Genomic DNA, 24,414 nt, shown 5'->3' with positions numbered 1-24,414 from the left:
GCTAAGTGCTTATTAAGTCTACCTGCTGAAGGTGACTTTCGCCCGACTTTACGCCCGATATGATATACCATTAACCGGCATTCGTTACCCTAAAGGAGAGGTAGTTATGTCCACCGAGCGTCAAATACGCGCCGCAATATTCGATATGGATGGATTACTGATCGATTCCGAGCCGCTGTGGGACCGTGCCGAGCACGAAGTGCTGAGCGAGCTGGGCGTCGATTTTACCCGTCGTCACGAGCTTCCCGATACTCGCGGTTTACGTATCGATCTGGTGGTCGACCTGTGGTACGGCCAACAGCCGTGGAGCGGCCCGGACCGTGCCGCCGTAGTTGAACGGATGATTGCCCGCGTCATTTCGCTGGTCGAGCAGACGCGCCCGCTGCTGCCAGGCGTGCGTGAAGCCGTCGCGCTATGCAAAGCACAAGGGTTAAAAGTCGGCCTGGCTTCCGCCTCTCCGCTATACATGCTGGAAAAAGTGCTGACCATGTTTGACCTGCGCGAGCAGTTCGACGCGCTGGCCTCCGCCGACACGTTGGCCTATAGCAAACCGCACCCACAGGTCTATCTGAACTGCGCGGCCGCGCTGGATGTCGATCCGCTGTGCTGCGTGGCGCTGGAAGACTCGGTGAATGGCATGATTGCCAGCAAAGCGGCGCGCATGCGCTCCATTGTTGTCCCGGCTCCGGAAAGCCAACTCGACCCGCGCTTCGCTCTGGCCGATGTGAAGCTGCCGTCTCTGGAATTCCTCACCCGCGAAAATTTGTGCGGCTAATCATGATGCGGGCACGGATTGTGCCCGCAAATGCCAACCCAATCATAAAAATGAAACGCTGTTTTATTTTTATTTGAATTTTCCGCTACGCCCTTCTATGCTTTAGCCCTGTAGGTCATCTCATAATGATAAAAACCGTATACAGGGGTCGAAATGATTCTTCATGCTTTCAATCTGCAAGGTAAAGTCGCACTCGTTACCGGCTGCGATAAAGGTCTCGGTCAGGGTATGGCGCTGGGGCTGGCGGAAGCCGGATGCGATATCGTCAGCGTCAGCCGCAGCATTCCGCAAGAAACCGCAGAAAAAGTGGCGGCGCTGGGCCGTCGGATGTTTGCGATTCAGGCCGATCTGAGCCAGCCTGACGCCATTGCTGATATCGTCCCCGCCGCCGTGGCCGCCGCGGGCCGTATCGACATTCTTGTCAACAACGCCGGGACCATTCGACGTGAAGATGCGCTGACCTTCAGCGAAAAGAACTGGGACGATGTGATGAACCTGAACCTGAAGTCGGTCTTCTTCCTCTCACAGGCGGTGGCGAAACAGTTTCTGCAACAAGGTAACGGCGGGAAAATTATCAATATTGCGTCGATGCTCTCTTTCCAGGGCGGCATTCGTGTGCCATCCTACACCGCCTCAAAAAGCGGGGTATTAGGCATCACCCGCCTGCTGGCCAACGAATGGGCTCAGCACGGCATCAACGTCAACGCCATCGCGCCGGGCTATATGGCCACCAACAACACCCAGCAGCTGCGTGACGACGCTGAACGCAGCAAGGAAATCCTCGACCGTATTCCGGCCGGACGCTGGGGGACGCCAGACGATCTCAAAGGCCCGGTGGTATTCCTCGCCTCGTCTGCCTCGGACTACATTAATGGCTATACGGTGGCCGTAGACGGCGGCTGGCTGGCACGTTAATTTTTTGACAAAGAGTTACACTGTAACCTCTTCCGCCTACTGTATAAAAACCCTATACTGTATGAATTCACAGATTAATGGGTTTCATCATGACGGCGGAAGGTCATCTCCTTTTTTCAATCGCCTGCGCGGTATTTGCTAAAAATGCCGAACTGACGCCGGTCCTGGCACAAGGAGACTGGTGGCACATCGTGCCGTCGGCGATATTGACCTGTCTGCTTCCGGACATTGACCACCCACGCTCCTTCCTGGGGCAGCGGCTAAGTTGGTTATCGAAGCCCATTGCGCGGATGTGTGGTCATCGCGGTTTTACCCATAGCCTGCTCGCCGTCTTTGCCGCGCTCACCCTTTTCTATCTGAAAGTACCGGACAGCTGGATAGTCCCCGCCGATGCCCTACAGGGGATGGTGCTGGGCTATCTGAGCCACATTCTCGCCGACATGCTCACGCCAGCGGGCGTCCCGCTGCTGTGGCCCTGCCGCTGGCGTTTTCGTCTGCCGATTCTCGCACCGCGTAAAGGGAATCAGCTGGAGCGCGTTTTGTGTATGGCGCTGTTTGCCTACGCCGTGTTCATGCCGCAATCGCTACCGGAAAACAGCGCCATACGCTGGTCATCGTCGATGATAAATTCGCTGCAAACCGACTTTAATCGCTTCATTCATCGCCGGGCTGAGCAATAATTCGGCGAAGATCGCATTTTTGGCATAATCCATTCCATTTGGATATAAGCGTACCATTTCAGTTCTGTTAACCTTCTCACATCCAGACAAATCTTTACGGGTTTGTCCTAAAAAGACACCCGCCGCGGCAACACAAAATCACCGCGAACGGCGTGAAAAAAACTTCAGGAGAACGGGGATGAACTTTCCACTAATCGCGAACGTCGTTGTGTTCGCCGTATTGCTGCTGGCGCTGGCGCAAACGCGTCACAAGCAGTGGAGCCTGGCCAAAAAAGTGCTGGTCGGCCTGGTTATCGGTGTGGTCTTTGGCCTGGCGCTGCAGCTGATCTACGGTTCTGATAGCCAGGTGCTGAAGGACTCTATCCAGTGGTTTAACGTGGTCGGTAACGGCTATGTGCAACTGCTGCAAATGATCGTCATGCCGCTGGTCTTCGCCTCAATTCTGAGCGCGGTAGCCCGTCTGCATAATGCCTCTCAGCTGGGTAAAATCAGCGTGCTGACCATCGGTACCCTGCTGTTTACCACGCTTATTGCCGCGCTGGTCGGCGTGCTGGTGACTAACCTGTTCGGCCTGACCGCTGAAGGTCTGGTTCAGGGCACCGCCGAGACTGCACGTCTGAACGCCATTCAGAGCAACTATGTCGGCAAAGTTGCTGACCTGAGCGTACCGCAGCTGCTGCTGTCGTTCGTGCCGAAAAACCCGTTTGCGGATCTCACCGGCGCTAACCCAACCTCTATCATCAGCGTCGTTATCTTCGCGGCATTCCTGGGTGTGGCTGCGCTGAAGCTGCTGAAAGATGATGAACCCAAAGGCCAGCGCGTACTGACCGCTATCGATACCCTGCAAGGCTGGGTGATGAAGCTGGTGCGCCTGGTGATGCAGCTGACGCCGTACGGCGTGCTGGCGCTGATGACCAAAGTAGTCGCCGGTTCTAACCTGCAGGACATTATCAAGCTGGGTAGCTTCGTAGTCGCGTCCTACCTTGGCCTGCTGATCATGTTTGTGGTGCACGGCATTCTGCTGGGCGTCAACGGCGTGAGCCCGCTGAAGTACTTCCGTAAAGTGTGGCCGGTGCTGACCTTTGCCTTCACCAGCCGCTCCAGCGCCGCGTCTATCCCGCTGAACGTCGAAGCACAAACCCGTCGCCTGGGCGTACCGGAATCCATTGCCAGCTTCTCTGCTTCCTTTGGTGCGACCATTGGTCAGAACGGTTGTGCAGGTCTCTACCCGGCCATGCTGGCGGTGATGGTTGCTCCAACCGTGGGCATTAACCCACTGGATCCGCTGTGGATTGCCACGCTGGTTGGTATGGTGACCGTCAGCTCCGCAGGCGTTGCCGGCGTGGGCGGCGGTGCGACCTTCGCTGCCCTGATCGTGCTGCCCGCGATGGGGCTGCCGGTCACGCTGGTTGCGCTGCTGATCTCCGTTGAGCCGCTGATCGACATGGGCCGTACCGCGCTGAACGTCAGCGGTTCCATGACTGCCGGCACCCTGACCAGCCAGTGGCTGCGCCAGACCGACAAAGACGTGTTAAACAGCGAAGAGGATGCCGAACTGGCGCATCGCTAAAACAGACCGTTATACCGATAAAAAAACCGCTGACTCAGCGGTTTTTTTATATCCAGCCAACGCGATTAAGCGTCGAGCTCCCCTTCCTGGCGCATCTGCACCGCCCAACGTTGGGCCGATTCCGGAATACTGAACGCCTGCGAACGACGAAACGCGCTGCCCATCAACACAAACGCAACGTACTTTCCACGCAGCAGCCACACATCGCGAAAGCCTTCAACCTTCACGGCGTGATCGGGGGGAGCGGGTTCGGTGCGCGGTACGTAGCTGATAATCTGCCGATTTTGTTGGCGAAGCGGTTTCATAAGCAGTTAAATTCACAATCAGTAAGACAAAGCGGTAAACCCCTATAATAGCAGCAATCGCCAGCGATCGTCATACACAAAAAAGCCCGGCAGGGTCGCTGCCGGGCAAAGGGTTGAGGGAGTAAAACGGTCGATTACACGTCGCGGTAAGTACCGAGACGATAGCCTCGTTCCGCAATGGCATATTTCAGCGAGGCGGAGGTCAGGACGTCCAGCTCCGCCAGGCGCGGGTAGCAATAGGCGCTACCCATAATAGTATTGTCGACAAACGCCGGATGACACATGACCTCCAGCGAGCCTTCCCCGCGTGCGGTTGAGTCGTCCAGCACCTTCAGGAACAGCTCATCGGAAATCGCATCGCCGTAAAATTCGCTGCTGAATCCCTCGCTGCTGCGCAACCCTTCCGGGAGGGCAAACGGGTACGGGATGGAGCGATCTATACGTAGCGCGATGCCTTTGGATTTCGCAAACTCGGCCACCAGCGGAAAGATCTGCGGGATCATATGCACATGGTGGTGGCTGTCAAAATGTGTCGGCTCAGCGTCGAACAGGTCGACAAAACGCTGATACTGACACGCCAGTTCACGCTCAATCTCGTCCAACGGCAGCGCATCTTCCTCGGCCACCTGCCAGATCCACTTACCGAGTTTGCCTTCGCGGGCCAGGCCCGGCATCGGCGTCAACGGTTCGCCCAGCGTGAGCACAAAGTGCATGCCCACCGCCAGCTCTGGCGTACGGCGGCTCAGTTGAGCCGCGTGGTCAATAGCCGCGCCGTTAACCAGCGCGGTGGTGGACGTAACCAGTCCGTTCTTACAGGCGTCGAGGATGCCGTAGTTCTGCCCTTTACTCAGGCCAAAATCGTCGGCGTTCACGATTAACAAACGTTCCATCATGCCTCCTGTCACTGTTTCAGTTTCTCCACGGTGGCAGCGAAGTTCGGCAACCATTTTTCATGGGCCAGAATCAGTTCGCGCGCCAGAATCTCTGCATCTTTATCAGAGTGGATCAGCGGGCTTAAGTTCAGTGCCAACAGCACATCGTTAAATTCACCGCTGATCGCTGCCTTACTGGCCGCGATTTCAAAGCCTTTGATGGTATGGATCAGACCCAGCACTTTCTCGTCAAAATGCGTGACGCGCGGGTGCGGTTTCGCGCCGTCGCGGCCCAGGATAGAGGTGACTTCAATCGCCCAATCCGCCGGGATGTTGTCGATATGACCGTGGTGCGGAATATTCACGTAGTGTTCAGTCTGCTTATCGTTGTAGATAGCGTTGATCACCTCACACGCCGCATCGGAGTAATAGGCCCCGCCGCGCTGTTCCAGCTCTTTCGGCTTGACGTTCAGGTCCGGATTTTTGTACAGCTCAAACAGCTGCTTCTCAACCTTCTGCACCACCTGCGCACGCGCGCCGCCTTTGTAATACTCGCCCATTTCGATAGCCAGCATCTCTTTCTGCTTGAAGTAGTACAGCAGATAAGAGCACGGCAGCAGGTTCAGAGAACGCAGCAGGCCTTCGCTAAACGGCATATCGAAAATGTTTTTCACGGTGTTCGCCGACAGTGTACCGGAGGCTACGCCGTCCAGCAGTTCAGCAAAACGAGACTCGCCGTTGACCAGCACATCGCGTACAAAAACCATGTGGTTCAGGCCGAACAGGTCGATGGAAAGATCGTCTTTCTCACTCAGGCGCAATACGTCGGTGAAGAACATCTTCATGCCGATTGGAATGTTGCACACGCCGATAAAGCGTTTGAAATTGGTGTGGCGATAGACCGCTTCGGTCACCATTCCCGCCGGGTTGGTAAAGTTAATCACCCACGCGTTCGGGCACACTTCTTCCACATCTTTAATGATGTCGAAAATCACCGGAATGGTACGCAGACCTTTAAACAGGCCGCCAGCGCCGTTGGTTTCCTGCCCCAGGTAACCATGGCTCAGCGGGATACGTTCATCTTTCTCACGGGCTTTGAGCTGACCAACGCGCAGCTGCGTAGTCACAAAGTCGGCACCTTCGAGCGCTTCGCGGCGATTCAGCGTCTTATAGACCTTCATCGGTACGCCGGCTTTTTCCACCATGCGCTGGCAAAGGGCATGAATGATATCCAGCTTCTCCTGGCCATCTTCAACGTCAACCAGCCACAGTTCGCTGACCGGCAGTTCGTGATAACGCTTGAGAAAACCTTCCAGCAATTCCGGCGTATAGCTGCTACCACCACCAATTGTGACGACTTTTAATTTCTGGCTCATCTCTTTCTCCCTCGTGATCCACAAGTAAACGTGGGTTACCCTCCACATTATACGTGGATAGTTAAAGTCTTTAATTCAGAGCTGCGGAGTGATTCCGCAGCGCGTTATTTGATAATCGTCAGCTGTTTGCGATAATTGCTCGGTGTGAATGAGGTTAGCTTCTTGAAAGTTTTAATAAACAAACTTGGGCTACTATAACCTGACTCATACGCAATATCGGTCACCGAGTAATTCGTTATTTCCAGCTGTTTCTTGGCAAAGTTGATGCGGATGTCATTAATAATCTGCATCGGCGTTTTACCATAATAGCGTTGGGTGGCTCGGGTTAAATATTCCTGGGTTTTCCCGGATAACTCGACCATATTCTCCAACGCGCCTTCACCAAACTTTAATTTATCGTGCATGGCTTCGACAGTAGATTTTAACCACTGCGGCGTCACATCCTGCGCCTGTTCTTCGCGATAATGGCGTAAGCGATTAATCACGTAGAAGGAAACCAGTTCAATAAATTCGTCAAATTCCGTTTCACGAAAGTGCAGTGACGAAATAACCGACTCAATGTAACTAAGAAACGTGCTTTTAATCGAATAGACTTGTGATGCAACCAGCGCAAACGGAACCAGCGACTGATAGTGGGTATCGAAGAAATCTTTGCTGATCCCAACGTTGAGGATTCGCGTCGCGCCAAACTCATAGAAGCTCTGGTGATGTGAACCCATTGGGATAAACACAAAGTCTCCGCGCTCCAGCATAACCCGTTTGCCGTTTATCTCCTGATAGTAGCGCCCGGTCAGTACGATAGTGAATTCGTAGTAGTCATGCTGGTGCAGCCCGCTGATGCTTTCCGTTTTGTTGTAGATGAATACATGAAAATTCTTACCGTTAAAGAGCTGTTGTTCTCGGGCGGTGTTGATTTCCATGGTGATCATCTTCGGTTGCCTCATAGGGAAAAGCCTATTGTACCTTCTCGTGAAGTTCGATCAATTCAGCAACCAGCTCACGCGCTAACATTGACGTCATAAGATGATCCTGCGCATGAACCAGCACCAGACTTACCTTCATACGGCCTTCGCCTTCATCGCTTTCAATCAGCTGCGTTTGCACACGGTGCGCTTCGCTCAGGGCAACGCGGGACTGTTCCATGGTCGCTTTCGCGCCAGCAAAATCACCCTGCTTCGCCTGCTTCAGCGCGGCGTATGCCAGGCTGCGCGCCTGTCCGGAGTTGATAATCAGGCCCATCACCACTTCTTCGAGATCGTTTTCCTGCACGTCCTCAGCAACGACATTATCCAGATCAAACATATTTATTCCTTTTGTTGAGGGCGGTATGGAGACCGGCTCCATACCGCATTGGCATTAGAATTTCAGAGCGGCAGCGATGTCTTCTTCGCTTTCTTCTTCTTCAATGGTGGCCTGCGCTTTGTTCGAGATAATCACGAACGGCATGTACACCATCGTTGCGACACAGAGGTTGAACAGTGCGACCAGCAGTGCCGCGACGCTTCCGTTACTGTTGAAGAAGGCGCCCAGGCCGGTTGGCATGGTCCACGGTGCCAGGTTGGTTACCGGAGGGATGATACCCATCGAGTAAGCAGCCAGGGTGATAGCAGCCAGAATCGGTTGTACCAGCACGAACGGGATAAACATAACCGGGTTCATGATGATTGGCAGACCAAACAGAATCGGTTCGTTAATCTGGAAGATACCCGACGGCAGAGCCAGTTTCGCAACCTGACGATGGTCAGCGCGGCGAGAGGCGATGAAGATAGCGATAATCAGGCCTAAAGTCGCACCGGAACCACCCAGCAGGATGTAGGAATCCAGCATCGGTTTCGCCCAGAAGTGGAACTGCTGACCCGCAGCGATAGCCGCATCAACAGAGCCGTACTGGTTGTACAGCGCGATGTTTTCCAGCGCCCATGGGGTCATGATGCCGTTGTCCAACGCGGTGAGCGCCAGTGAACCATGCACACCGAAGAACCACAGCAGGGAGTTGAACAGTACGTATGCCCAGCCAACCACGCCACCCATTGCCGCCAGCGGTTTGGAGATGGAGTCCATGATGATCTGGTGGAAGTTGCTGCCGTAAGAAGACAGAATCCACGAGATGATGCCGAAGATGGACAGGATCAGGAAGCCTGGAATTAACGCCGAGAAGGAACGCGACACCGAGGACGGTACGCTGTCTGGCAGAGTGATAACCCAATTGCGACGGATAACGAAGGTGAACAGTTCAGCCACCACCAGACCGATAATCATACCGGAAATGATGTTCTGACCACCCAGCCAGTTCGCGCCAACCGCATAGGCATCGCCAACGCTGTATGGGGTGACGGTCATAAATGCCGCTACCGCTAACAGGCCAGCCGCCATCGGGTCAACTTTACGCTCTTCCGCTAAGGCGGAACCGATAAAGAAAGGCGCCATCAGCGACATAATACCTAAAGTACCGTTATAAACGTTACCGCCAATAGCTTTAAAACTGTTTAACGTGTCAATGGTTGACGCGTCCAGGCGAACACCCATTGAATAAAAGAATGATCCCTCACCAAAGCTCAGAAAAACGTTGTTAATTAATACAAACATGGCCCCTGCAAGGGTCAGCGGCATTAATTTAATAAAACCGTTTTTAATCGCATTAATGTGTGGCTGTTTTCCTATTTTAACGGCAAAAGGAAGGAGTACCTTTTCAAGCGAATCGATCACTTTACTCATAGAAAAATACCCTTAAAAGGCCGCAATTAATATTGCGGCGATTGAAATATGAAATAACTCTTTGACGGGAAAATTATAAAATTATTGCGCAGCGGCTTTTTTAATTGCAGCAACCGCTGCCTTAAGCACGCCTAAACCATCTACCTTACCGTACAACGTTGAATCGATAACTTCGATCGGCTTGTTCGGTAAAATCTTTTTAATATCGTTCAGCATATAGCCGATTTGCGGGCCGAGCAGAATAACATCTGCCTGCGGGCCTTTTTCTGCGGCAAAAGCTTCTGAGAATGCTTCGATCACTACCGGTACTTCGTACTTCTCAGCCTGCGCTCGCATTTTAGATACCAACAATGAAGTGGACATCCCCGCAGAGCAAAAAAGATAGATATGTTTCTTTTCCATTCACGCTTCCTCAACTTGTGAAATCTGTCATCACCGGGCGATGTTCCATGTGCCCACTACCCTCGTATGTAACAGATGAGTTATCTTCTGTTTATGCATTGAGTATACGGCAACAATTTGCCTACTGATAATTCTTAATAGGCAAAAATTGTCTCTCATTGACCTTCGGTTTTGACTGTCTTCACACTTTGCTCAAAATAATTCGCGACAAGAAATAAGCATCAGATCTGATAAAAAAACCCGACACAGAGGTCGGGTTTTCGTAGGCATCCTATAAACACACGATTATGACTTAGCAGCAGCCGGGTCCGTATCGTACTCAGCACACGTCTGGTAGCCGGAGTTGATCACGTGGCCAGTCTCATCGAGAGCCACAAAATAGGTTTCCGCTTTACCATCTCGTTGACCCAGGATATAGGTCTGGCAGGTGCCGCGAGCGTGAATCATGGTGACTTCAGAAGACGGTTTACCGGCAATTTGCATTACCTGTGAACGGCTCATCCCTTTTTTAACATCTTTGACCACCGGCTGAGTAAACTGATCTTTAGTACGATCGTATGCAGTACAACCCGCCAGCATCGCCAGCACAGCGCCGGCGCCCAGAAGCCCTACGACTTTTTTATTCATGTTCCCTCTCCTTTCGTTCAATGTGTAATAAGCGTGGGATAAATATTGCTATTTATCAACCAATACGCCGAAATCAATCTCATCAGGACCGAAAAATCGGATTAATTTACCGCAGTCAAAACTGTGATCCTTGTCGTTTTACCGTCAAAGAGGTAGCTTTAACACTTTGTTCTGATGGGCTAACGGCAAGGCTGGCACACTACATTCCGGAGGGGTAAATGGCATTACAACAAGAAATTATTCAGGCGCTCGGCGCAAAACCGCAGATTGAGGTACAAGAAGAGATCCGTCGCAGCGTGGATTTTCTTAAGTCATACCTGAAGACCTATCCGTTTATCAAATCACTGGTGCTGGGCATCAGCGGCGGCCAGGACTCTACCCTGACCGGTAAACTGTGCCAGCAGGCTATTAATGAACTGCGGGCGGAAAGCGGCGATAGCGCGCTGCAGTTTATCGCCGTACGCCTGCCCTACGGCGTTCAGGCCGACGAACAGGACTGCCAGGACGCGATTGCTTTCATCCAGCCGGATCGCGTGCTGACCGTTAATATTAAAGGTGCTGTATTGGCCAGCGAGCAGGCGCTGCGTGAGGCGGGTATCGAGCTGAGCGACTTTGTTCGCGGTAATGAAAAAGCCCGCGAACGCATGAAAGCCCAGTACAGTATTGCAGGTATGACTCACGGTGTAGTGGTCGGGACCGATCACGCCGCGGAAGCTATCACCGGCTTCTTTACGAAGTACGGCGACGGCGGCACCGACATTAACCCGATCTTCCGTCTCAATAAACGCCAGGGCAAACAGCTGCTGGCCGCCCTCGGCTGTCCGGAGCATCTTTATAAGAAAGCCCCCACCGCCGACCTCGAAGATGACCGCCCTTCTCTGCCAGACGAAGTGGCGCTGGGCGTCACCTACGACAATATTGACGATTATCTGGAAGGCAAAACGCTGGCGCCAGAGCTGGCAAAGACCATCGAAGGCTGGTATCTGAAGACCGAGCATAAGCGCCGTCCGCCGATTACCGTGTTTGATGATTTCTGGAAGAAATAAAGAAGAAAACCGCCGGAGCTGCCCATAGCCTTTTGGCATTTATGGGCAACTCCGGCGGTCTTAAGACAGTGTGCCGAGTGGATTATTCGGCAGGCGCAGCAGGCATTTTACCTTCTGGCGCTTTGTGTTCTGTCAGACGCTTCTCAAAATTAGCATTAAACTGCTTTTTCTGTTCCGGGGTTAAGATGTTGTAAATCTTGTTCTGGGTTTCCAGACGAGACAGCATCATGGCTTTATGCTGCTCTTCCATCTTCGTAATCTGCGCTTCCGCTTTCGCTTTATCGAAGCTGTCGCTGGCAATCAGGTTATGCATCGCACGCATCTCTTCCTGCGGCGGACGTTTCATATGTTCGCGGTTGTCTTTCATGATGTCGCGAATCTGCTGTTTCTGCGCATCGGTCAGGTTCAGTCCCTGGAACATCATATCGTGACGCGGGCCCATCTTACCTTTGTGATGATGCATCATTTTACCGGCCGGCTGCGTGGCGTCGGTGGTGGTGGTAGAAGTCGTATCTGCCGCATGAGCCAGATTAGCCGCGCCCAGAGCCAGAGTAGAAGCAACAAACAGAGCAGTTAATTTTTTCATCATTAAGTCCTTACTTTCAGTTATTCTGACGGCGCATTGCCGTGTTGACGAGATTAACTTTACGGGGTTTATCGTCAATTAATCAGAGCGAGAGTAAAACAATGAAAGTGTAAAAAACAATTTTTCGCCAATTATGATGAAATTAAGGATAAAGTGTGGAGAGTTGCAACGAAAATATTCAATACGATGATTAATAAGAGATTTTTTAAAAGTATAAAGCAGCATCGATTATTAATAAAGCAATATTCCAGGAATAATCCGTAATACCATCAGAACGCCAAAATAAAAAGCCGCAACACAATGCTGTGCGGCTTTGTTCGCTATATAGCAGGCGGGCAACGTTCTAACATCAGGCCAGCACGCAACCCCAACGCCACGTCCGGGTTGGGGAACAAGACATACTCACAGGCCGATTCCACCACGTAGCGTGTATCACCGTCTTCCGCCAACAGAGTCCCCTTGGCGAAAGGCGTGAAGTTCAGCGTCTGCGCGGACATATGCAGCCGGAAGTCCGCGCTGCGGCGGGTAATCTGCTGCACCACCCGGTAGTAAAGCGGCGTTGCCGCTGCGCCACCGCCAGATTCCCCCGCCAGCAAGTTCGCCAGCTGTCGTTCAACCAGCGCGAACTGGCTAAGATCGTTTTGTCCGAAAGGTCGTGCCTTACCCAGTTCCAGCGTGCAGGACAGCGCGTCAAACGTTTCGCAGGTAAAATGGGTAAACGTTCCCCCCGGCGCCTGATGAAACACCAGCGCCTGCAGCCCCGCCGAGCCCAGCCAGCGTAAAAAATCCGCGTCCCACGGGGTCTCTCGCATCGGCAATACGCCAAAACGCGGGTGATGAGAACCACGAATGGCGGTATGCATATCAAGATGCCAGCGCGTCTCAGCCGGACAGCGCTGGTAAAACGCCGCTACGGTTTGCTCTAGGCTGGCGGCGCGTACGGTTTCATCACTCACCGGGAAATGCCGCCAGCGGGCGCCAAACATCCGGTTGAGATCGCTGTGCAGGTAGCGTTTGTTATCGCGCAGCGCTGGCGGGTTGCCCAATACCACCAGCAAATGCCAGCGCAAAGCCTGTTTGCCGCTGATTAATGCGGTCAGCAGATTATCGAGGATTTCAACCGGCGCGGTCTCATTGCCGTGGCTCCCCGCCGACAGCACCATCGCCTGCGAGCAACTGTGATGCGGCGTCAGCTGTAGCACGCCGGCTTCACGCCACTCCCAGCGAAAGTTGGCCGTTTCGCCCTCCGGCTGCGGCGGCAGCCTCCCCGCCAGCGTTAACGCCAGAAATTGTTTCATGCCGCCTCCTTAGCGCTGAAAAGGGTAGATCGATCCCAACTGTAAAATCTGGGTTAATCTGTCCAGCGCTTCGCGCCCTTCCACCAGTAACTGCGGGTCGGCGAGATCGGCCTGCGTCAGCCGATCGCGGTAATAACAGTCAACCCAGTCATTGAGCGTGGCAAATAGCGTATCGTTCATCATCACCGCCGGGTTCACCGCCCTGCGCTCATCGTCGGTCAGCACTACCCGCAGACGCAGGCACGCAGGCCCACCGCCATTGGCCATGCTTTCGCGCAGGTCGAACACCCTCAGTTCGTCAATCGGATTATCCTGCGCCAGCAGCGCGTTGAGATAACGCCAGACGCGCGGATGCTCCTGCGCTTCGCCGGGCAGCACCAGCAGCATGCTGCCGTCGGGTTTGCTGAGCAGTTGGCTGTTAAACAGATACGTTGCCACCGCTTCGGCAACCGTCACTTTCGAGGAGGGAACCTCAATCGGCATGAAGTTCGGTACTTTCAGTGCCAGCTGGCGCAGCAACGCGGGCTGATCGACAAACGCCTGCTCGTGGCAAAACAGCACCTGCCGGTTACTGACCGCGATCACATCGTTGTGGAACACGCCCTGATCAATCACCTGCGGATTTTGCTGGGCAAAAATCACCTGGTAAGGGTTAAGCTGATTGAGACGCGCCACCGCCTCACTGGCGGCTCGCGTTTGTCGCGCCGGATAACGCTGCGGCTGACTGGCGTTCAGCGAATCACGACCGTAGATAAACAGCTGCGTCCCCGGCTGCCCATAGTCACGCCCCAGCCGGTTATGGTTCGCCGCCCCTTCATCGCCCAGCGCCGCCACCGATGGCAGCGGGCCATGTACGGCAAAGTGCGCCGGATGCGCAAAAATGGCCTGCAGCACGGCCTGAGTGGTCGGCGCTTCGCTGGCGCGGTGCAGCAGGCTACTGAGGTTGGCGACCGTCAGGTGCACCTTGCCATCTAAGGCATCCGCCGAGGGGCATACCGTCGCCGCGTTCGCGACCCACATTGCCGACGCCGAACTGGCCGCGCTCAACAGTTCCGGTGCCTGTGCGGCGGCCTTCGCGACCACCTGCTCATCGCGGCCGCTAAAACCAAGCTGGCGCAGAAGCGCCACGTTCGGCCGCTCCTGCGGTGGGATCACGCCTTGCGGGAAACCGGCATCCGCCAGCGCCTTCATTTTCAGCAGCCCTTGCTTCGCCGCCCGCTGCGGGTTCGAAATTTGGTACTGGTTGCGGGTCGAGGCCTCATTACCAAACGACAGCCCGGCGTAGTGGTGCGTTAGCCCCGGCAGACCGTCAAAATTCACCTCCCAGGCGTTCATGATGGCACCTCGCGCTGGAAATCCAGCCCTGGGTTGAGCGTCGCCGGCAAGGTCGCCGTCGGCGCTTCAAGGCTGGCCATCGGCCACGCACAATAATCGGCGGCATACCAGGCGCCCGGACGATGGTTCCCGGACGCGCCGACGCCACCAAACGGCGCGGTGCTGGCCGCTCCGGTGAGCGGTTTATTCCAGTTCACGATACCGGCCCGCGCTTCCAGCAGCAGGCGCTCAAATTTGTCCCGTTCAGGTGAAATCAGCCCGCAGGAGAGCCCATAGCGCGTCGCGTTGGCAAGCGCGATAGCCTGGTCGAAATCATCATAGCGCCAGACGCCCAGTAACGGCCCGAACACCTCTTCATCGGCGATATCATGTGCTTCGCTCAGCTCAACAATACCCGGCGTCAGCAACGAGGTTCCCGGCTGCAACAAACGCGGCGCCAGCAGCGTCACACCGCCATGTTCTACCTGCATCTGCCAGGCCTGGTGCACCCGCTCTGCCGCCTGCGCCGAGATCAGTCCGCCAATAAACGGCTGCGGCTCGGCATCCCAGGCCGCGGGAATAATACGCCCGCTTACCTCCACCAGCCGCTGTAGAAAGGCATCACCCAGCGCGCCGCGCTTGACCAGCAGCCGACGCGCGCAGGTACAGCGCTGCCCGGCGGTAATAAACGCCGATTGAATGGTCAGGTGTACGGCGGCATCGATATCCGTGGGTTCATCAACGATCAGCGGGTTGTTACCGCCCATCTCCAACGCCAGCATTTTTTGCGGCTGCCCGGCAAGTTGACGATGCAGATGGAAGCCGGTTGCCGAACTGCCGGTAAACAACACGCCGTCAATACCCGGCTGGCCGCTTAGCGCTTCGCCGGTCTCACGACCGCCCTGCACAAGATTGAGTACCCCCGGCGGCAGCCCCGCCTGTTCCCAGAGCTTCACAACGGCCTGGGCGCAGTCCGGCGCCAGTTCGCTGGGCTTAAACACCAGCGTATTTCCTGCCAGCAGCGCGGGAACAATGTGGCCGTTCGGCAAATGACCGGGGAAATTATAGGGGCCGAACACCGCCAGCACGCCGTGTGGCCGGTGGCGTAGCGTCGCCGCGCCATCGACCATATCGGCATGGCTTTCGCCGGTCCGGCTGTGATAAGCCTTCACGGAAATGGCGATTTTATTGATCATCGCCGCCACTTCGGTCGCCGCTTCCCAACGCGGTTTCGCCGTCTCGCGGGCGATGGTCTCCGTTAGCGCGGCTTTGTTTGCCTCCAGCAGACTGGCAAACGTTTCAACAATTTGCTGACGTTCGCTGAACGCACGCTTCGCCCAGGCAGGAAAGGCGTGCCGGGCCGCGTCCACGGCGGATTCCACCTGCAGAGCGCTGGCATCGTGACCCTGCCATACCGTTTCACCGCTGACCGGATTGGCGCGCTGACGGCGCGGCCCCTCGCCGATCAGCCATTTTCCATTAATCCATAGGCTCATATCTTCTTCCCCTCAGGGCACAGGCGTACCAGGCGAACCGCATCGCCCGGATGACAGTTCAGGGCGTCCAGCTGCTCAGCGTTTAACGTCAGGGTTTCGCCCGCCGGGTCGGCGTGCACCAGCATGGCGCGATAGTGCTGATACTGTTCATTCGCAACCACGCACAGCGGCAGGTCGCTGCCGCCGGTTTCCCCTTCCGTCACCGTCACCAGGCGACTTTTGCGCACCGCGCGCACCCGGTCGATTTCACACTCCAGCGTCGGGCCGCCGTCAAAAATGTCGACATAATCGCGATAGCGGAAACCTTCTTTCTCCAGCACGGCTCGCGCAGGCGCGGTTTGCGGATGAACTTGCCCGATCACCGCGCGGGCTTCTTCACTGAGAAAATCGGTGTAGATCGGATGTTTCGGCATCAGCTCGGCGATAAACGCCTTCTGACCGGTACCGCACAGGTAGTCAGCGCGGGCGAACTCCATCGAGAAGAAGCGTTTTCCCAGGCTTTCCCAGAACGGCGAGTAGCCGTGTTCGTCAATCACGCCGCGCATTTCCGCCACCACCTTATGGTTGAAGCGATCGCGAAAGGCTGCCATAAATAAGAAGCGCGAGGATGACAGCAAATGACCGTTGCTCTCTTTGCGCCACGCCGGGTCAAGGAACAACGTGCACAGCTCGCTGCTGCCGGTATGATCGTTGGTCAAAAACAGCGTCGGCAGCGCGTTGTAGACGTTTAACTCTTTCGAGGCATGCACCAGCGTTCCGACCCGATAGTTGTACCAGGGGTCGTTGATCCCCACCGCCACTTCGATGGCGCACACCCCCACCACCGCGCCGCTGCGGGTATCTTCCAGCACGAAAACGTACCCCTGATCACCGCGCGGCAACGTTCCCTGCCAGGTCGCCTGCGAGCGGGCGATACGCGCCGCCAGCGTCTGTTCATCGGCGGGCAGCGAGGTCAGCCCGCCGCCCGTTTCCCCTGCGAGGGTTAAGAGGCCAGGCAGATCGCCGGCCCCAACCGGACGGATAATCATCATGATGACTCTCCCGCGACAAAACGTTCACAGGCGGCAGCGAAGCGGTTGAGACCGAGGGTCACATCCTCTTCTTTGACGATAAGCGCCGGGGCAAAACGGACCACGTTGGCCCCGGCAATCAGCACCATCAGCCCTTCTTCGGCGGCCAACAGGCTTATCTGTTTGGCCTTACCGGCATATTCATCGCGTAGTGCGCAGCCAATCAGCAAACCGACGCCGCGAATCTCTTTAAACAGCCCAAACTGCGCGTTAATGGCCTGCAAGCGCTCTTTAAACCACTGCTCGCGCTGCTTCACGCCGTTGAGCACCTGTGGGGTGTTGATAATCGACAGCACCTCGCCGGCGACCGCACAGGCTAACGGATTGCCGCCGTAGGTTGTACCGTGGGTGCCCACCGTCATCACGCTGGCAAAGGCTTCACTCGCCAACAGCGCGCCTATCGGGAATCCGCCGCCCAGCGCTTTCGCCGTGGTGAGCAGGTCCGGCGTGACGCCGTAGTGCATATAGGCATAAAGCTCGCCGGTGCGCCCTACGCCGGTCTGCACCTCGTCAAAAATCAGCGCCGCGTGGTGGCGATCGCACAACGCGCGCAGCTCTTGCAGAAACTCAAGCGCGGCCGGGATCACGCCGCCTTCACCCTGGATAGGTTCCACAATTACCGCGCAGGTATTGTCGTCAATCAGTACGCGGGCGGAGTCGATGTCGTTATAAACGCCGTGGCGAATATCCGGCGGCAGCGGCGCGAAGTCTTGTGAGTATGCGGGCTGTCCCCCGGCGGTGACGGTAAACAGCGTGCGGCCATGAAATGCGTTTTTAAACGCCACGATGCCGCTTTTGTGGCTGCCAAAGCGGTCATGAGCATATTTACGCGCCGTCTTCAGCGCCGCTTCGTTGGCCTCAGCGCCTGAGTTACAGAAAAAGATGCGATCGGCAAAGGTGGCGTCAATCAACTGTTTCGCCAGCCGCAGCGCCGGTTCGTTGGTATAACCGTTACCGGTATGCCAGAATTTCCCCGCCTGCTCGGTCAGCGCGCGGATCATCGCTGGATGGGCGTGCCCCAGCGCATTCACGGCAATCCCCCCCGCAAAATCGATATAGCCCTTACCCTGTTGATCCCACAGCCAGGCGCCCTCACCGCGTACCGGAATAAACGGTGCCGGTGCGTAAACCGGCATCATCCACTGATCAAAATCTTGACGGCTGATTGACTGAGACATAGCGACCTCGACAGGTAAATAAATGGTTTATTTTTTGTTAATTAATTGAGTGCATTTCACTGTAAATGTAGATTGCACGGTTCGTGCCAGCGAGGAGAAAAAGTGCATAAACGGAGAGCGAATACGAAATATCAATAGGTTACAAGGTCACCTTATTCATCATAATTGCATATAAAGTGAATATTAATGTCATACAGCGATGTTGCAGGGGGAAATTAAGAAATATTATGCATCAGCAAAATATCATTCTGGATTTGTGATCGACTGCGAAATTTATCGTAGATTTACGCCTCATAACGGCGCAGATTGCCTCAACCTGGTGCAAATTTTGCTCGCCCGGATGGCAGCGGCAATAAAAGAAATCGGTGATACCGCTGGGCGAAGGCAGCGGGCAACGTTAAATTCTGCTACTATCCCGTCACAATTCATTCTGCAAAGTGGCGACGACTATGAAATTTGTCTCTTTTAATATCAACGGCCTGCGCGCCCGTCCTCATCAACTGGAAGCCATCGTCGAAAAGCATCAGCCCGATGTGATTGGCCTGCAGGAGACAAAGGTTCACGACGACATGTTTCCGCTGGAAGAGGTCGCAAAGCTCGGTTACCACATTTTCTACCATGGTCAGAAGGGCCACTACGGCGTCGCAATGCTGACAAAAGCCGAGCCGGTTGCCGTTTATCGCGGCTTCCCGACCGATGATGAGGACGCCCAGCGCCGCATTATCATTGCCGAAGTGCCGTCGCCGTTTGGTAACGTCACGGTGATTAACGGCTATTTCCCGCAGGGGGAAAGCCGCGATCACGAGACCAAATTCCCGGCGAAAACCAAATTCTACCAGGATCTGCAGGACTACCTGGAAACCCGCCTAAGTAAAGAGAACCCGGTGCTGATCATGGGTGACATGAACATCAGCCCGACCGACCTCGACATCGGTATTGGCGAAGAGAACCGCAAGCGCTGGCTGCGTACCGGTAAGTGTTCGTTCCTGCCGGAAGAGCGCGAGTGGATGCAGCGCCTGATGGGCTGGGGCCTGGTGGATACCTTCCGTAACGCTAACCCGGAAACCCACGACCGCTTCTCATGGTTTGACTATCGTTCCAAAGGGTTTGATGACAACCGTGGTCTGCGTATCGATCTGCTGCTGGCAAGCACCCCGCTGGCGGCGCACTGCGTGGAAACCGGCATCGACTATGAAATTCGCGCGATGGAAAAACCGTCGGATCACGCGCCGGTGTGGGCAACCTTTAAGTAACCGTTATCCTGGGTAGTCCGCGCAGGGCTACCCAAATAATTCTGAGCAAAATCAATAAACAGGCGCTAAACTCTTGCTGGACTCTCGATTGTATAATAACGTCGCGCGCACCTTTTCTTCCCGGCAGGAGGACCCCATGCAAAAGAAGTCGGTACCGCACAGCCTCTAAGCTCCTGCTCATGGCTGTTGTTATCAGCCTGCTTTTCTCTTTGATTCACCGCTTCGGTCTCATTGACCTGATAACCCATTTGCGCCGTCTGCAGGATACCGTGCAGGCCAGCGGTACGCTCGGCTATGCGCTCTACATCGCGCTGTTTATTCTCGCCACGGTCTGTCTGCTTCCAGGGAGCGTGCTGGTCCTGGTTGGCGGTATCGTGTTTGGCCCGTGGCTCGGCACCCTCCTGTCGCTGATTGCCGCCACCGTCGCCTCGGCGCTGTCGTTTTTACTGGCGCGCTGGCTGGGACGCGCGCTGCTGCTGAAGTATGTCGGGCATACGCACACCTTTCAGGTCATTGAACGTGGGATCGCGCGATCCGGTATCGATTTTCTGATTCTCACCCGCCTGATCCCGCTGTTTCCGTACAATATTCAGAACTACGCCTACGGCTTAACCGCTATTCGCTTCTGGCCGTATACGCTGATCTCCGCGCTCACCACCCTACCGGGGATCTTTATTTATACCCTGATGGCCAGCGAGCTGGCGACGGGCGGCATCACCCTCGCCTTCATCCTCAAGCTGAGCCTTGCGGGGCTGGCGCTGTTTGCGCTGGTCCAGGCGGCGAAAGGCTATGCGCGCCATAAACGCGTGGCGCTGCCCGTTGAGGATGGCGAATGAAACCTATCTGGTACGCCCGGGCGCTGGTCGTCGCGGCTTTTATCGCCCTGCTGCTGGCCTGGTGGTGGATACCGAGCGTTAACCTCTTCATCCACAATAGCCTGGGCGCATTTCTGGCGCTGGATCAGCAAGGCATCGAGCGCTTTATTCACTCTTATGGCTCGCAGGCCGCGGTGGTGTCGTTCCTGCTGATGATTTTCCAGGCCATTGCCGCGCCGTTGCCAGCGTTTTTGATCACCTTCGCTAACGCCTCGCTGTTTGGCGCCTTCTGGGGCGGCGTGCTCTCCTGGAGCAGCGCAATGGTCGGGGCGGCGCTCTGTTTTTATATCGCCCGCCTGATGGGGCGCGGCGTGGTTGAAAAACTAACCGGGAAAACGGTACTCAAGAGCGTCGACGGGTTTTTCGATCGCTACGGCAAACACACGATCCTTATCTGCCGCCTGCTGCCGTTCGTGCCGTTCGATCCGGTGAGCTACGCCGCGGGTTTGACCTCGATCCGCTTTCGCCACTTTTTGTTGGCGACCGGCCTTGGCCAACTGCCCGCGACGATTGTCTACTCGTGGGTCGGTAGCTTACTCACCGGCGGCACGTTCTGGTTGGTGACCGGGCTGTTTATTCTGTTTGCACTGACTATCGTTATTTTTGTCGCTAAGACGTTTTATCACGAACGCCAAAAGAGGAAATCCTGATGCGTTATCACGGAGAAACCCGTCGTCGCCTGCGTTATGGCCTGCTGGGGCTGCTTTCACTCTGCTCACTCACTGCGGGTGCCGCCGACTGGCCACAGATTGAACAGGAAGCCAAAGGTCAGACCGTGTGGTTTAACGCCTGGGGCGGCGACGAAGCGGTCAACCACTACCTGGACTGGGTCAGCGGCGAAGTGAAACGTGATTACGCAATTGACCTGCGCATTGTGCACATCGCCGACGCGGCAGACACGGTAAAGCGCATTCAGACCGAATCCCGGGCCGGGCGCAAAACTAACGGTTCAGTGGATCTGTTATGGGTCAACGGCGAGAACTTCCGCACGTTGAAAGAGGCCAATTTGCTGCGTACCGGTTGGGCGGAGCAACTGCCGAACTGGCGCTATGTCGACGTGGCAAAACCCGTTCGCGAGGATTTCTCCGTGCCGGTCGAAGGCGCCGAGTCGCCGTGGGGCAGCGCACAGTTGACCTTTATCGCTCGTCAGCAGCAAACGCCGCAGCCGCCCCGCTCCGCGCAGGCACTGCTTGAGTTCGCCAAAGCGCATCCCGGTACCGTCACCTACCCACGCCCGCCGGATTTCACCGGCACCGCGCTGCTGGAGCAACTGTTGATTAACCTCACCGGCCAGCCCGATGCGCTGAAACAGCCGCCGGAGGAGAAAACGTTCGCCGCCGTCACCGCGCCGCTGTGGGCCTATCTGGACCAGCTCCACCCGCTGCTGTGGCGCAACGGCAAAGATTTCCCGCCGTCGCCCGCGCGGATGGACACCATGCTGGCCAACGGCACGCTGCGCCTGTCGCTGACCTTTAACCCGATGCACGCAAAGCAAAAGGTGGCGAAAGGCCAGTTGCCGAAAGATAGCTACAGCTTCGGCTTTAGCAACGGTATGCTCGGCAACGTCCACTTTGTCACCATCCCGGCCAACGCCTCCGCCAGCGCCGGGGCGCAGGTGGTGGCAAACTTCCTGCTGTCGCCTGCGGCGCAGCTGCGTAAAGCCGACCCGGCGGTATGGGGCGACCCCAGCGTGCTGGATCCGGCAAAGCTCGACGCCGGGCAGCAAAAAACGTTGCAGGACCTGATGCCGGAAAATACTCCGCCGGTGCTGGCTGAACCGCATGCGGCATGGGTTAACGCGCTGGAGCAGGAATGGCTGCGCCGTTACGGTACGCATTAATACTGCTGTGCTGGGGCATGATACTGGTCATCTATCTGCCCCTGCTGCCAGCTGCGGGTATCCTCCTCGCCCCCGCACTGTCGCTGACACACTGGCAATCGCTGCTGTTCGACCCGCAGCTGCCACAGGCCGTGGCGGCAACGTTGATTTCAACGCTTATCGCCGTCGGCGGCGCGCTGCTGTTGACGCTGCTGCTTATCACGACCCTTTGGCCTTCACCTGCCTGGCAGCGGCTGTCATCACGCCTGCCATGGCTGCTGGCGCTGCCGCACGTCGCTTTCGCCACCTGCGCGCTGCTGCTGTTTGCCGAGGGCGGCGCGCTGTACCGCCTGCTGCCGACGCTGACGCCAGTACAGGATCGTTACGGTATTGGGCTCGGCCTGGTGCTGGCGGTGAAAGAGAGCGGCTTTTTGCTGTGGGTGTGCTGGGCGCTGCTCGGTGAACGGCGGTTGGCGGAACAAGTGGTGATGTTTAAGAGCCTCGGCTATGGCCGCGGTCAGTGTCTGACCCGGGTGATCCTCCCTGCGCTGATGCCATCGCTGAGCGTCGCGCTGCTGGCCACCACCGCCTGGACAATCTCGGTGGTAGATGTGGCGACGATCATTGGCCCCGGAAACCCGCCGACGCTGGCGGTGCTAGCCTGGCAATGGTTGAATGACGCTGACCCGTATATTCAGGCTAAAGGGGGGCTGGCCTGTCTTTTGCTGCTGGCGATCCTCACAGCATTAGCCGCTGCGGCCAGCCTGTGCTGGCACGTCTGGCGGGGACATACGCCGCGTCTGAACGGCACTCGCCAGCCACATTTCCCGATGTTACCCGGCAGACTCGTCGGCCTGGTGTTGCCGCTGTGCGGGCTGCTGTGCGTTATGTTTTTGTTGGGGTTAGCGAACAGCACCTTGCCTGCTCCCGAAACCCTCGGCAACAGCCTGTGGCTGGCGCTGCTGTCGGCGTTCACCGGCGGCGCAGTCTGCCTGTTCTGGCTGGAATGGGGCCCCAGACGGCATCACCCCTGGCTGGATCTTCCCCTGATACTGCCGGCGCTGCCGTTGGCCGCCGGGCAGTATCAGCTAGCGCTGTACGGCTGGTTGGATGGCCAGTTCACCACCGTGCTGTGGGGACATCTGCTGTGGGTCGTGCCGTGGATGCTGTTCGTGCTGCGTCCGGCGTGGCGACAGATTGACCCGCGTCAGACATTGCTGGCGCAAACGTTGGGATGGAGCCGTCTACGCCGATTCTGCCAGCTGAAATGCCCGCTGATTATCCGTCCTTTGCTCTCTGCGCTGGCGGTGGGCTTTTCCGTCAGCATCGCCCAGTATCTGCCCACTCAGTGGCTAGGCGGCGGACGAATCCCTACGCTTACGACCGAGGCGGTCGCCTTGAGCAGCGGCGGCGCGACCGACACATTAGCCGCCCAGGCGTTGTGGCAACTGCTGCTGCCGATGATCTTTTTCCTGCTGACCGCGCTGCTGGCACGGCGCATCAGCCATTTTCGACGAGGTCTACGCTAATGTTACAGGTGCGGAATCTGACGCTCACCCTCGCCGGTCAGCCGCTGCTGCGTGCGGTTAACTTTGTCGTTCCCCCCGGCGAAATTGTGACGCTAATGGGCCCTTCCGGCTGCGGAAAATCCACGTTATTTGCCTGGATGGTGGGTGCGCTGGATGGCGCGTTTCGCGCACAAGGCGAACTGTGGCTTAACGATAAGCGTACCGACACGCTGCCAACCGAAAAACGACGTATCGGCATTTTGTTTCAGGACGCGCTGCTGTTCGACCACCTGAGCGTAGGGCAGAATTTGCGGCTCGCGCTACCGGCAAGCGTTGCCCGGGATACCCGCCAAATGCGGGTTGAGCAGGCACTGGAACATGCCGAACTGTCTGGCTTTTACGCCCGCGACCCGGCCACGCTTTCCGGTGGCCAGCGCGCGCGAGTCGCCCTGCTGCGCGCCCTGCTGGCACAACCTGATGCGCTGCTGCTGGATGAACCGTTCAGCCGCCTTGACCAACAGCTACGCGGCAGTTTTCGCCAGTGGGTGTTTAGCGAACTCCGGCAGCAGCACATTCCGGTGGTACAGGTCACCCACGACCCGGATGACGTACCGGCTGACGGCCGCTGTCTGCAGCTTGCAAACTGGCGTTGACGCGGGAAAAACTGCGTTAACGCAAGGTTTTTCTTTCACCAGAGGTTCAAAATGACACCCCTTTTATCCTCGTCGGACGAT

The 24,414-nt window shown here is 56.3% G+C and carries 26 protein-coding genes; 12 read left to right on the top strand and 14 right to left on the bottom strand.

Translation table 11 applies throughout. The features are described from left to right. Window positions 1–106 precede the first annotated feature (106 nt). From hxpB to K7B04_RS15690, 4 genes are all read left to right on the top strand, one after another. Entirely contained in the window at window positions 107–775 is a 669-nt protein-coding gene (hxpB, locus tag K7B04_RS15705) for a hexitol phosphatase HxpB (protein ID WP_163445648.1), read from the top strand. Window positions 776–928: 153 nt separating this feature from the next. Beyond that, on the top strand, window positions 929–1,690 hold the full coding sequence (gene kduD, locus K7B04_RS15700; protein ID WP_163445649.1) for a 2-dehydro-3-deoxy-D-gluconate 5-dehydrogenase KduD: 762 nt from the start codon (window positions 929–931) through the stop codon (window positions 1,688–1,690). Window positions 1,691–1,779: 89 nt separating this feature from the next. Beyond that, window positions 1,780–2,370, top strand: a complete 591-nt coding sequence (locus K7B04_RS15695) for a metal-dependent hydrolase (protein WP_065357639.1) — start codon at window positions 1,780–1,782, stop codon at window positions 2,368–2,370. Between the two features lie 178 nt (window positions 2,371–2,548). After that, complete coding sequence (locus tag K7B04_RS15690) at window positions 2,549–3,940, top strand: L-cystine transporter (protein ID WP_163445651.1); 1,392 nt, start codon at window positions 2,549–2,551, stop codon at window positions 3,938–3,940. Between the two features lie 65 nt (window positions 3,941–4,005). On the opposite strand, the gene cedA is transcribed toward K7B04_RS15690, so the two are convergent. The 8 genes from cedA to osmE form a co-directional block, all read right to left on the bottom strand. Then, window positions 4,006–4,245 carry a cell division activator CedA gene (gene cedA, locus K7B04_RS15685; protein WP_065357608.1) on the bottom strand — a complete coding sequence of 80 codons (240 nt, stop codon included), beginning with the start codon at window positions 4,243–4,245 and terminating at the stop codon, window positions 4,006–4,008. A gap of 134 nt (window positions 4,246–4,379) precedes the next feature. Then, the gene (chbG, locus tag K7B04_RS15680) at window positions 4,380–5,135 is read right to left on the bottom strand and encodes a chitin disaccharide deacetylase (protein ID WP_163445653.1); all 756 of its coding nucleotides are present in this window, start codon (window positions 5,133–5,135) and stop codon (window positions 4,380–4,382) included. 11 nt (window positions 5,136–5,146) lie between these two features. After that, a complete protein-coding gene (locus K7B04_RS15675) occupies window positions 5,147–6,493 on the bottom strand; it encodes a 6-phospho-beta-glucosidase (RefSeq protein ID WP_163445655.1) in 1,347 nt (448 codons plus the stop codon). Window positions 6,494–6,597: 104 nt separating this feature from the next. Then, a complete protein-coding gene (gene chbR / locus K7B04_RS15670; RefSeq protein WP_163445657.1) occupies window positions 6,598–7,422 on the bottom strand; it encodes a transcriptional regulator ChbR in 825 nt (274 codons plus the stop codon). A 25-nt stretch (window positions 7,423–7,447) separates the two neighbouring features. Next, a complete protein-coding gene (gene chbA, locus K7B04_RS15665; protein ID WP_163445659.1) occupies window positions 7,448–7,795 on the bottom strand; it encodes a PTS N,N'-diacetylchitobiose transporter subunit IIA in 348 nt (115 codons plus the stop codon). A 54-nt stretch (window positions 7,796–7,849) separates the two neighbouring features. After that, window positions 7,850–9,208 (bottom strand): PTS N,N'-diacetylchitobiose transporter subunit IIC, encoded by a 1,359-nt coding sequence (gene chbC / locus K7B04_RS15660; protein WP_163445661.1) that lies wholly within the window; start codon window positions 9,206–9,208, stop codon window positions 7,850–7,852. 81 nt (window positions 9,209–9,289) lie between these two features. Next, window positions 9,290–9,610: a PTS sugar transporter subunit IIB gene (locus tag K7B04_RS15655; RefSeq protein WP_163445663.1), complete on the bottom strand. Its 321-nt coding sequence runs from the start codon at window positions 9,608–9,610 to the stop codon at window positions 9,290–9,292. Window positions 9,611–9,895: 285 nt separating this feature from the next. Beyond that, window positions 9,896–10,237, bottom strand: coding sequence for an osmotically-inducible lipoprotein OsmE (gene osmE / locus K7B04_RS15650; protein WP_163445665.1), 342 nt, complete (start codon window positions 10,235–10,237; stop codon window positions 9,896–9,898). A 218-nt stretch (window positions 10,238–10,455) separates the two neighbouring features. Between osmE and nadE the strand changes: the two genes are divergently transcribed. After that, a complete protein-coding gene (gene nadE / locus K7B04_RS15645) occupies window positions 10,456–11,283 on the top strand; it encodes an ammonia-dependent NAD(+) synthetase (protein WP_163445667.1) in 828 nt (275 codons plus the stop codon). 82 nt (window positions 11,284–11,365) lie between these two features. Here nadE and spy read toward each other — a convergent pair whose 3' ends face one another. From spy to K7B04_RS15615, 6 genes are all read right to left on the bottom strand, one after another. Beyond that, window positions 11,366–11,872 (bottom strand): ATP-independent periplasmic protein-refolding chaperone Spy, encoded by a 507-nt coding sequence (gene spy, locus K7B04_RS15640; protein ID WP_167576126.1) that lies wholly within the window; start codon window positions 11,870–11,872, stop codon window positions 11,366–11,368. A 317-nt stretch (window positions 11,873–12,189) separates the two neighbouring features. Further along, entirely contained in the window at window positions 12,190–13,167 is a 978-nt protein-coding gene (astE, locus tag K7B04_RS15635; protein ID WP_223802460.1) for a succinylglutamate desuccinylase, read from the bottom strand. Between the two features lie 9 nt (window positions 13,168–13,176). Next, window positions 13,177–14,502 (bottom strand): N-succinylarginine dihydrolase, encoded by a 1,326-nt coding sequence (gene astB, locus K7B04_RS15630; protein ID WP_223802459.1) that lies wholly within the window; start codon window positions 14,500–14,502, stop codon window positions 13,177–13,179. Continuing rightward, window positions 14,499–15,977, bottom strand: a complete 1,479-nt coding sequence (gene astD / locus K7B04_RS15625) for a succinylglutamate-semialdehyde dehydrogenase (RefSeq protein WP_223802458.1) — start codon at window positions 15,975–15,977, stop codon at window positions 14,499–14,501. The genes astB and astD overlap by 4 nt, the downstream gene beginning before the upstream one ends. Continuing rightward, window positions 15,974–17,008: an arginine N-succinyltransferase gene (gene astA, locus K7B04_RS15620; RefSeq protein WP_223802457.1), complete on the bottom strand. Its 1,035-nt coding sequence runs from the start codon at window positions 17,006–17,008 to the stop codon at window positions 15,974–15,976. The genes astD and astA overlap by 4 nt, the downstream gene beginning before the upstream one ends. After that, window positions 17,005–18,225: an aspartate aminotransferase family protein gene (locus tag K7B04_RS15615; protein WP_223802456.1), complete on the bottom strand. Its 1,221-nt coding sequence runs from the start codon at window positions 18,223–18,225 to the stop codon at window positions 17,005–17,007. The genes astA and K7B04_RS15615 overlap by 4 nt, the downstream gene beginning before the upstream one ends. A gap of 199 nt (window positions 18,226–18,424) precedes the next feature. On the opposite strand from K7B04_RS15615, the gene K7B04_RS15610 reads away from it, so the two are divergent. The 7 genes from K7B04_RS15610 (at window position 18,425) to K7B04_RS15580 (ending at window position 24,333) form a co-directional block, all read left to right on the top strand. Beyond that, window positions 18,425–18,694, top strand: a complete 270-nt coding sequence (locus K7B04_RS15610) for a hypothetical protein (RefSeq protein WP_163445681.1) — start codon at window positions 18,425–18,427, stop codon at window positions 18,692–18,694. Next, complete coding sequence (xthA, locus tag K7B04_RS15605) at window positions 18,675–19,478, top strand: exodeoxyribonuclease III (RefSeq protein WP_223802455.1); 804 nt, start codon at window positions 18,675–18,677, stop codon at window positions 19,476–19,478. Before K7B04_RS15610 ends, xthA begins: the two co-directional genes overlap by 20 nt. Before the next feature lie 179 nt (window positions 19,479–19,657). After that, window positions 19,658–20,314 carry a TVP38/TMEM64 family protein gene (locus tag K7B04_RS15600; protein WP_223802454.1) on the top strand — a complete coding sequence of 219 codons (657 nt, stop codon included), beginning with the start codon at window positions 19,658–19,660 and terminating at the stop codon, window positions 20,312–20,314. After that, window positions 20,311–21,003, top strand: a complete 693-nt coding sequence (locus K7B04_RS15595) for a TVP38/TMEM64 family protein (protein ID WP_163445685.1) — start codon at window positions 20,311–20,313, stop codon at window positions 21,001–21,003. The genes K7B04_RS15600 and K7B04_RS15595 overlap by 4 nt, the downstream gene beginning before the upstream one ends. A 29-nt stretch (window positions 21,004–21,032) precedes the next feature. Next, on the top strand, window positions 21,033–22,193 hold the full coding sequence (locus tag K7B04_RS15590) for an ABC transporter substrate-binding protein (protein WP_223804177.1): 1,161 nt from the start codon (window positions 21,033–21,035) through the stop codon (window positions 22,191–22,193). Beyond that, complete coding sequence (locus K7B04_RS15585) at window positions 22,166–23,701, top strand: ABC transporter permease subunit (protein WP_223802453.1); 1,536 nt, start codon at window positions 22,166–22,168, stop codon at window positions 23,699–23,701. The genes K7B04_RS15590 and K7B04_RS15585 overlap by 28 nt, the downstream gene beginning before the upstream one ends. Beyond that, window positions 23,701–24,333, top strand: a complete 633-nt coding sequence (locus K7B04_RS15580; protein WP_223802452.1) for an ATP-binding cassette domain-containing protein — start codon at window positions 23,701–23,703, stop codon at window positions 24,331–24,333. Before K7B04_RS15585 ends, K7B04_RS15580 begins: the two co-directional genes overlap by 1 nt. The last annotated feature ends 81 nt before the right edge of the window (window positions 24,334–24,414 follow it).

Origin of the sequence: Kluyvera sp. CRP (assembly GCF_019930565.1) — a bacterium.
GTDB lineage: Bacteria > Pseudomonadota > Gammaproteobacteria > Enterobacterales > Enterobacteriaceae > Kluyvera > Kluyvera georgiana_A.
Note: the sequence above shows the minus strand (reverse complement) of the source record. Positions and strands in the feature narration are given on the sequence as shown.

What these genes read in the sequence shown, in the direction of transcription:
- chbG (WP_163445653.1), bottom strand. Translation starts at nt 5,135, where the DNA reads ATGGAACGTTTGTTAATCGTGAACGCCGACGATTTTGGCCTGAGTAAA.
- K7B04_RS15600 (WP_223802454.1), top strand. Translation starts at nt 19,658, where the DNA reads ATGGCTGTTGTTATCAGCCTGCTTTTCTCTTTGATTCACCGCTTCGGT.
- chbC (WP_163445661.1), bottom strand. Translation starts at nt 9,208, where the DNA reads ATGAGTAAAGTGATCGATTCGCTTGAAAAGGTACTCCTTCCTTTTGCC.
- K7B04_RS15675 (WP_163445655.1), bottom strand. Translation starts at nt 6,493, where the DNA reads ATGAGCCAGAAATTAAAAGTCGTCACAATTGGTGGTGGTAGCAGCTAT.
- K7B04_RS15655 (WP_163445663.1), bottom strand. Translation starts at nt 9,610, where the DNA reads ATGGAAAAGAAACATATCTATCTTTTTTGCTCTGCGGGGATGTCCACT.
- K7B04_RS15610 (WP_163445681.1), top strand. Translation starts at nt 18,425, where the DNA reads ATGTTGCAGGGGGAAATTAAGAAATATTATGCATCAGCAAAATATCAT.
- astE (WP_223802460.1), bottom strand. Translation starts at nt 13,167, where the DNA reads ATGAAACAATTTCTGGCGTTAACGCTGGCGGGGAGGCTGCCGCCGCAG.
- K7B04_RS15585 (WP_223802453.1), top strand. Translation starts at nt 22,166, where the DNA reads ATGGCTGCGCCGTTACGGTACGCATTAATACTGCTGTGCTGGGGCATG.
- chbR (WP_163445657.1), bottom strand. Translation starts at nt 7,422, where the DNA reads ATGATCACCATGGAAATCAACACCGCCCGAGAACAACAGCTCTTTAAC.
- K7B04_RS15595 (WP_163445685.1), top strand. Translation starts at nt 20,311, where the DNA reads ATGAAACCTATCTGGTACGCCCGGGCGCTGGTCGTCGCGGCTTTTATC.
- K7B04_RS15580 (WP_223802452.1), top strand. Translation starts at nt 23,701, where the DNA reads ATGTTACAGGTGCGGAATCTGACGCTCACCCTCGCCGGTCAGCCGCTG.
- nadE (WP_163445667.1), top strand. Translation starts at nt 10,456, where the DNA reads ATGGCATTACAACAAGAAATTATTCAGGCGCTCGGCGCAAAACCGCAG.
- xthA (WP_223802455.1), top strand. Translation starts at nt 18,675, where the DNA reads ATGAAATTTGTCTCTTTTAATATCAACGGCCTGCGCGCCCGTCCTCAT.
- spy (WP_167576126.1), bottom strand. Translation starts at nt 11,872, where the DNA reads ATGATGAAAAAATTAACTGCTCTGTTTGTTGCTTCTACTCTGGCTCTG.
- astA (WP_223802457.1), bottom strand. Translation starts at nt 17,008, where the DNA reads ATGATGATTATCCGTCCGGTTGGGGCCGGCGATCTGCCTGGCCTCTTA.
- hxpB (WP_163445648.1), top strand. Translation starts at nt 107, where the DNA reads ATGTCCACCGAGCGTCAAATACGCGCCGCAATATTCGATATGGATGGA.
- K7B04_RS15615 (WP_223802456.1), bottom strand. Translation starts at nt 18,225, where the DNA reads ATGTCTCAGTCAATCAGCCGTCAAGATTTTGATCAGTGGATGATGCCG.
- astB (WP_223802459.1), bottom strand. Translation starts at nt 14,502, where the DNA reads ATGAACGCCTGGGAGGTGAATTTTGACGGTCTGCCGGGGCTAACGCAC.
- osmE (WP_163445665.1), bottom strand. Translation starts at nt 10,237, where the DNA reads ATGAATAAAAAAGTCGTAGGGCTTCTGGGCGCCGGCGCTGTGCTGGCG.
- chbA (WP_163445659.1), bottom strand. Translation starts at nt 7,795, where the DNA reads ATGTTTGATCTGGATAATGTCGTTGCTGAGGACGTGCAGGAAAACGAT.
- K7B04_RS15690 (WP_163445651.1), top strand. Translation starts at nt 2,549, where the DNA reads ATGAACTTTCCACTAATCGCGAACGTCGTTGTGTTCGCCGTATTGCTG.
- kduD (WP_163445649.1), top strand. Translation starts at nt 929, where the DNA reads ATGATTCTTCATGCTTTCAATCTGCAAGGTAAAGTCGCACTCGTTACC.
- K7B04_RS15695 (WP_065357639.1), top strand. Translation starts at nt 1,780, where the DNA reads ATGACGGCGGAAGGTCATCTCCTTTTTTCAATCGCCTGCGCGGTATTT.
- cedA (WP_065357608.1), bottom strand. Translation starts at nt 4,245, where the DNA reads ATGAAACCGCTTCGCCAACAAAATCGGCAGATTATCAGCTACGTACCG.
- astD (WP_223802458.1), bottom strand. Translation starts at nt 15,977, where the DNA reads ATGAGCCTATGGATTAATGGAAAATGGCTGATCGGCGAGGGGCCGCGC.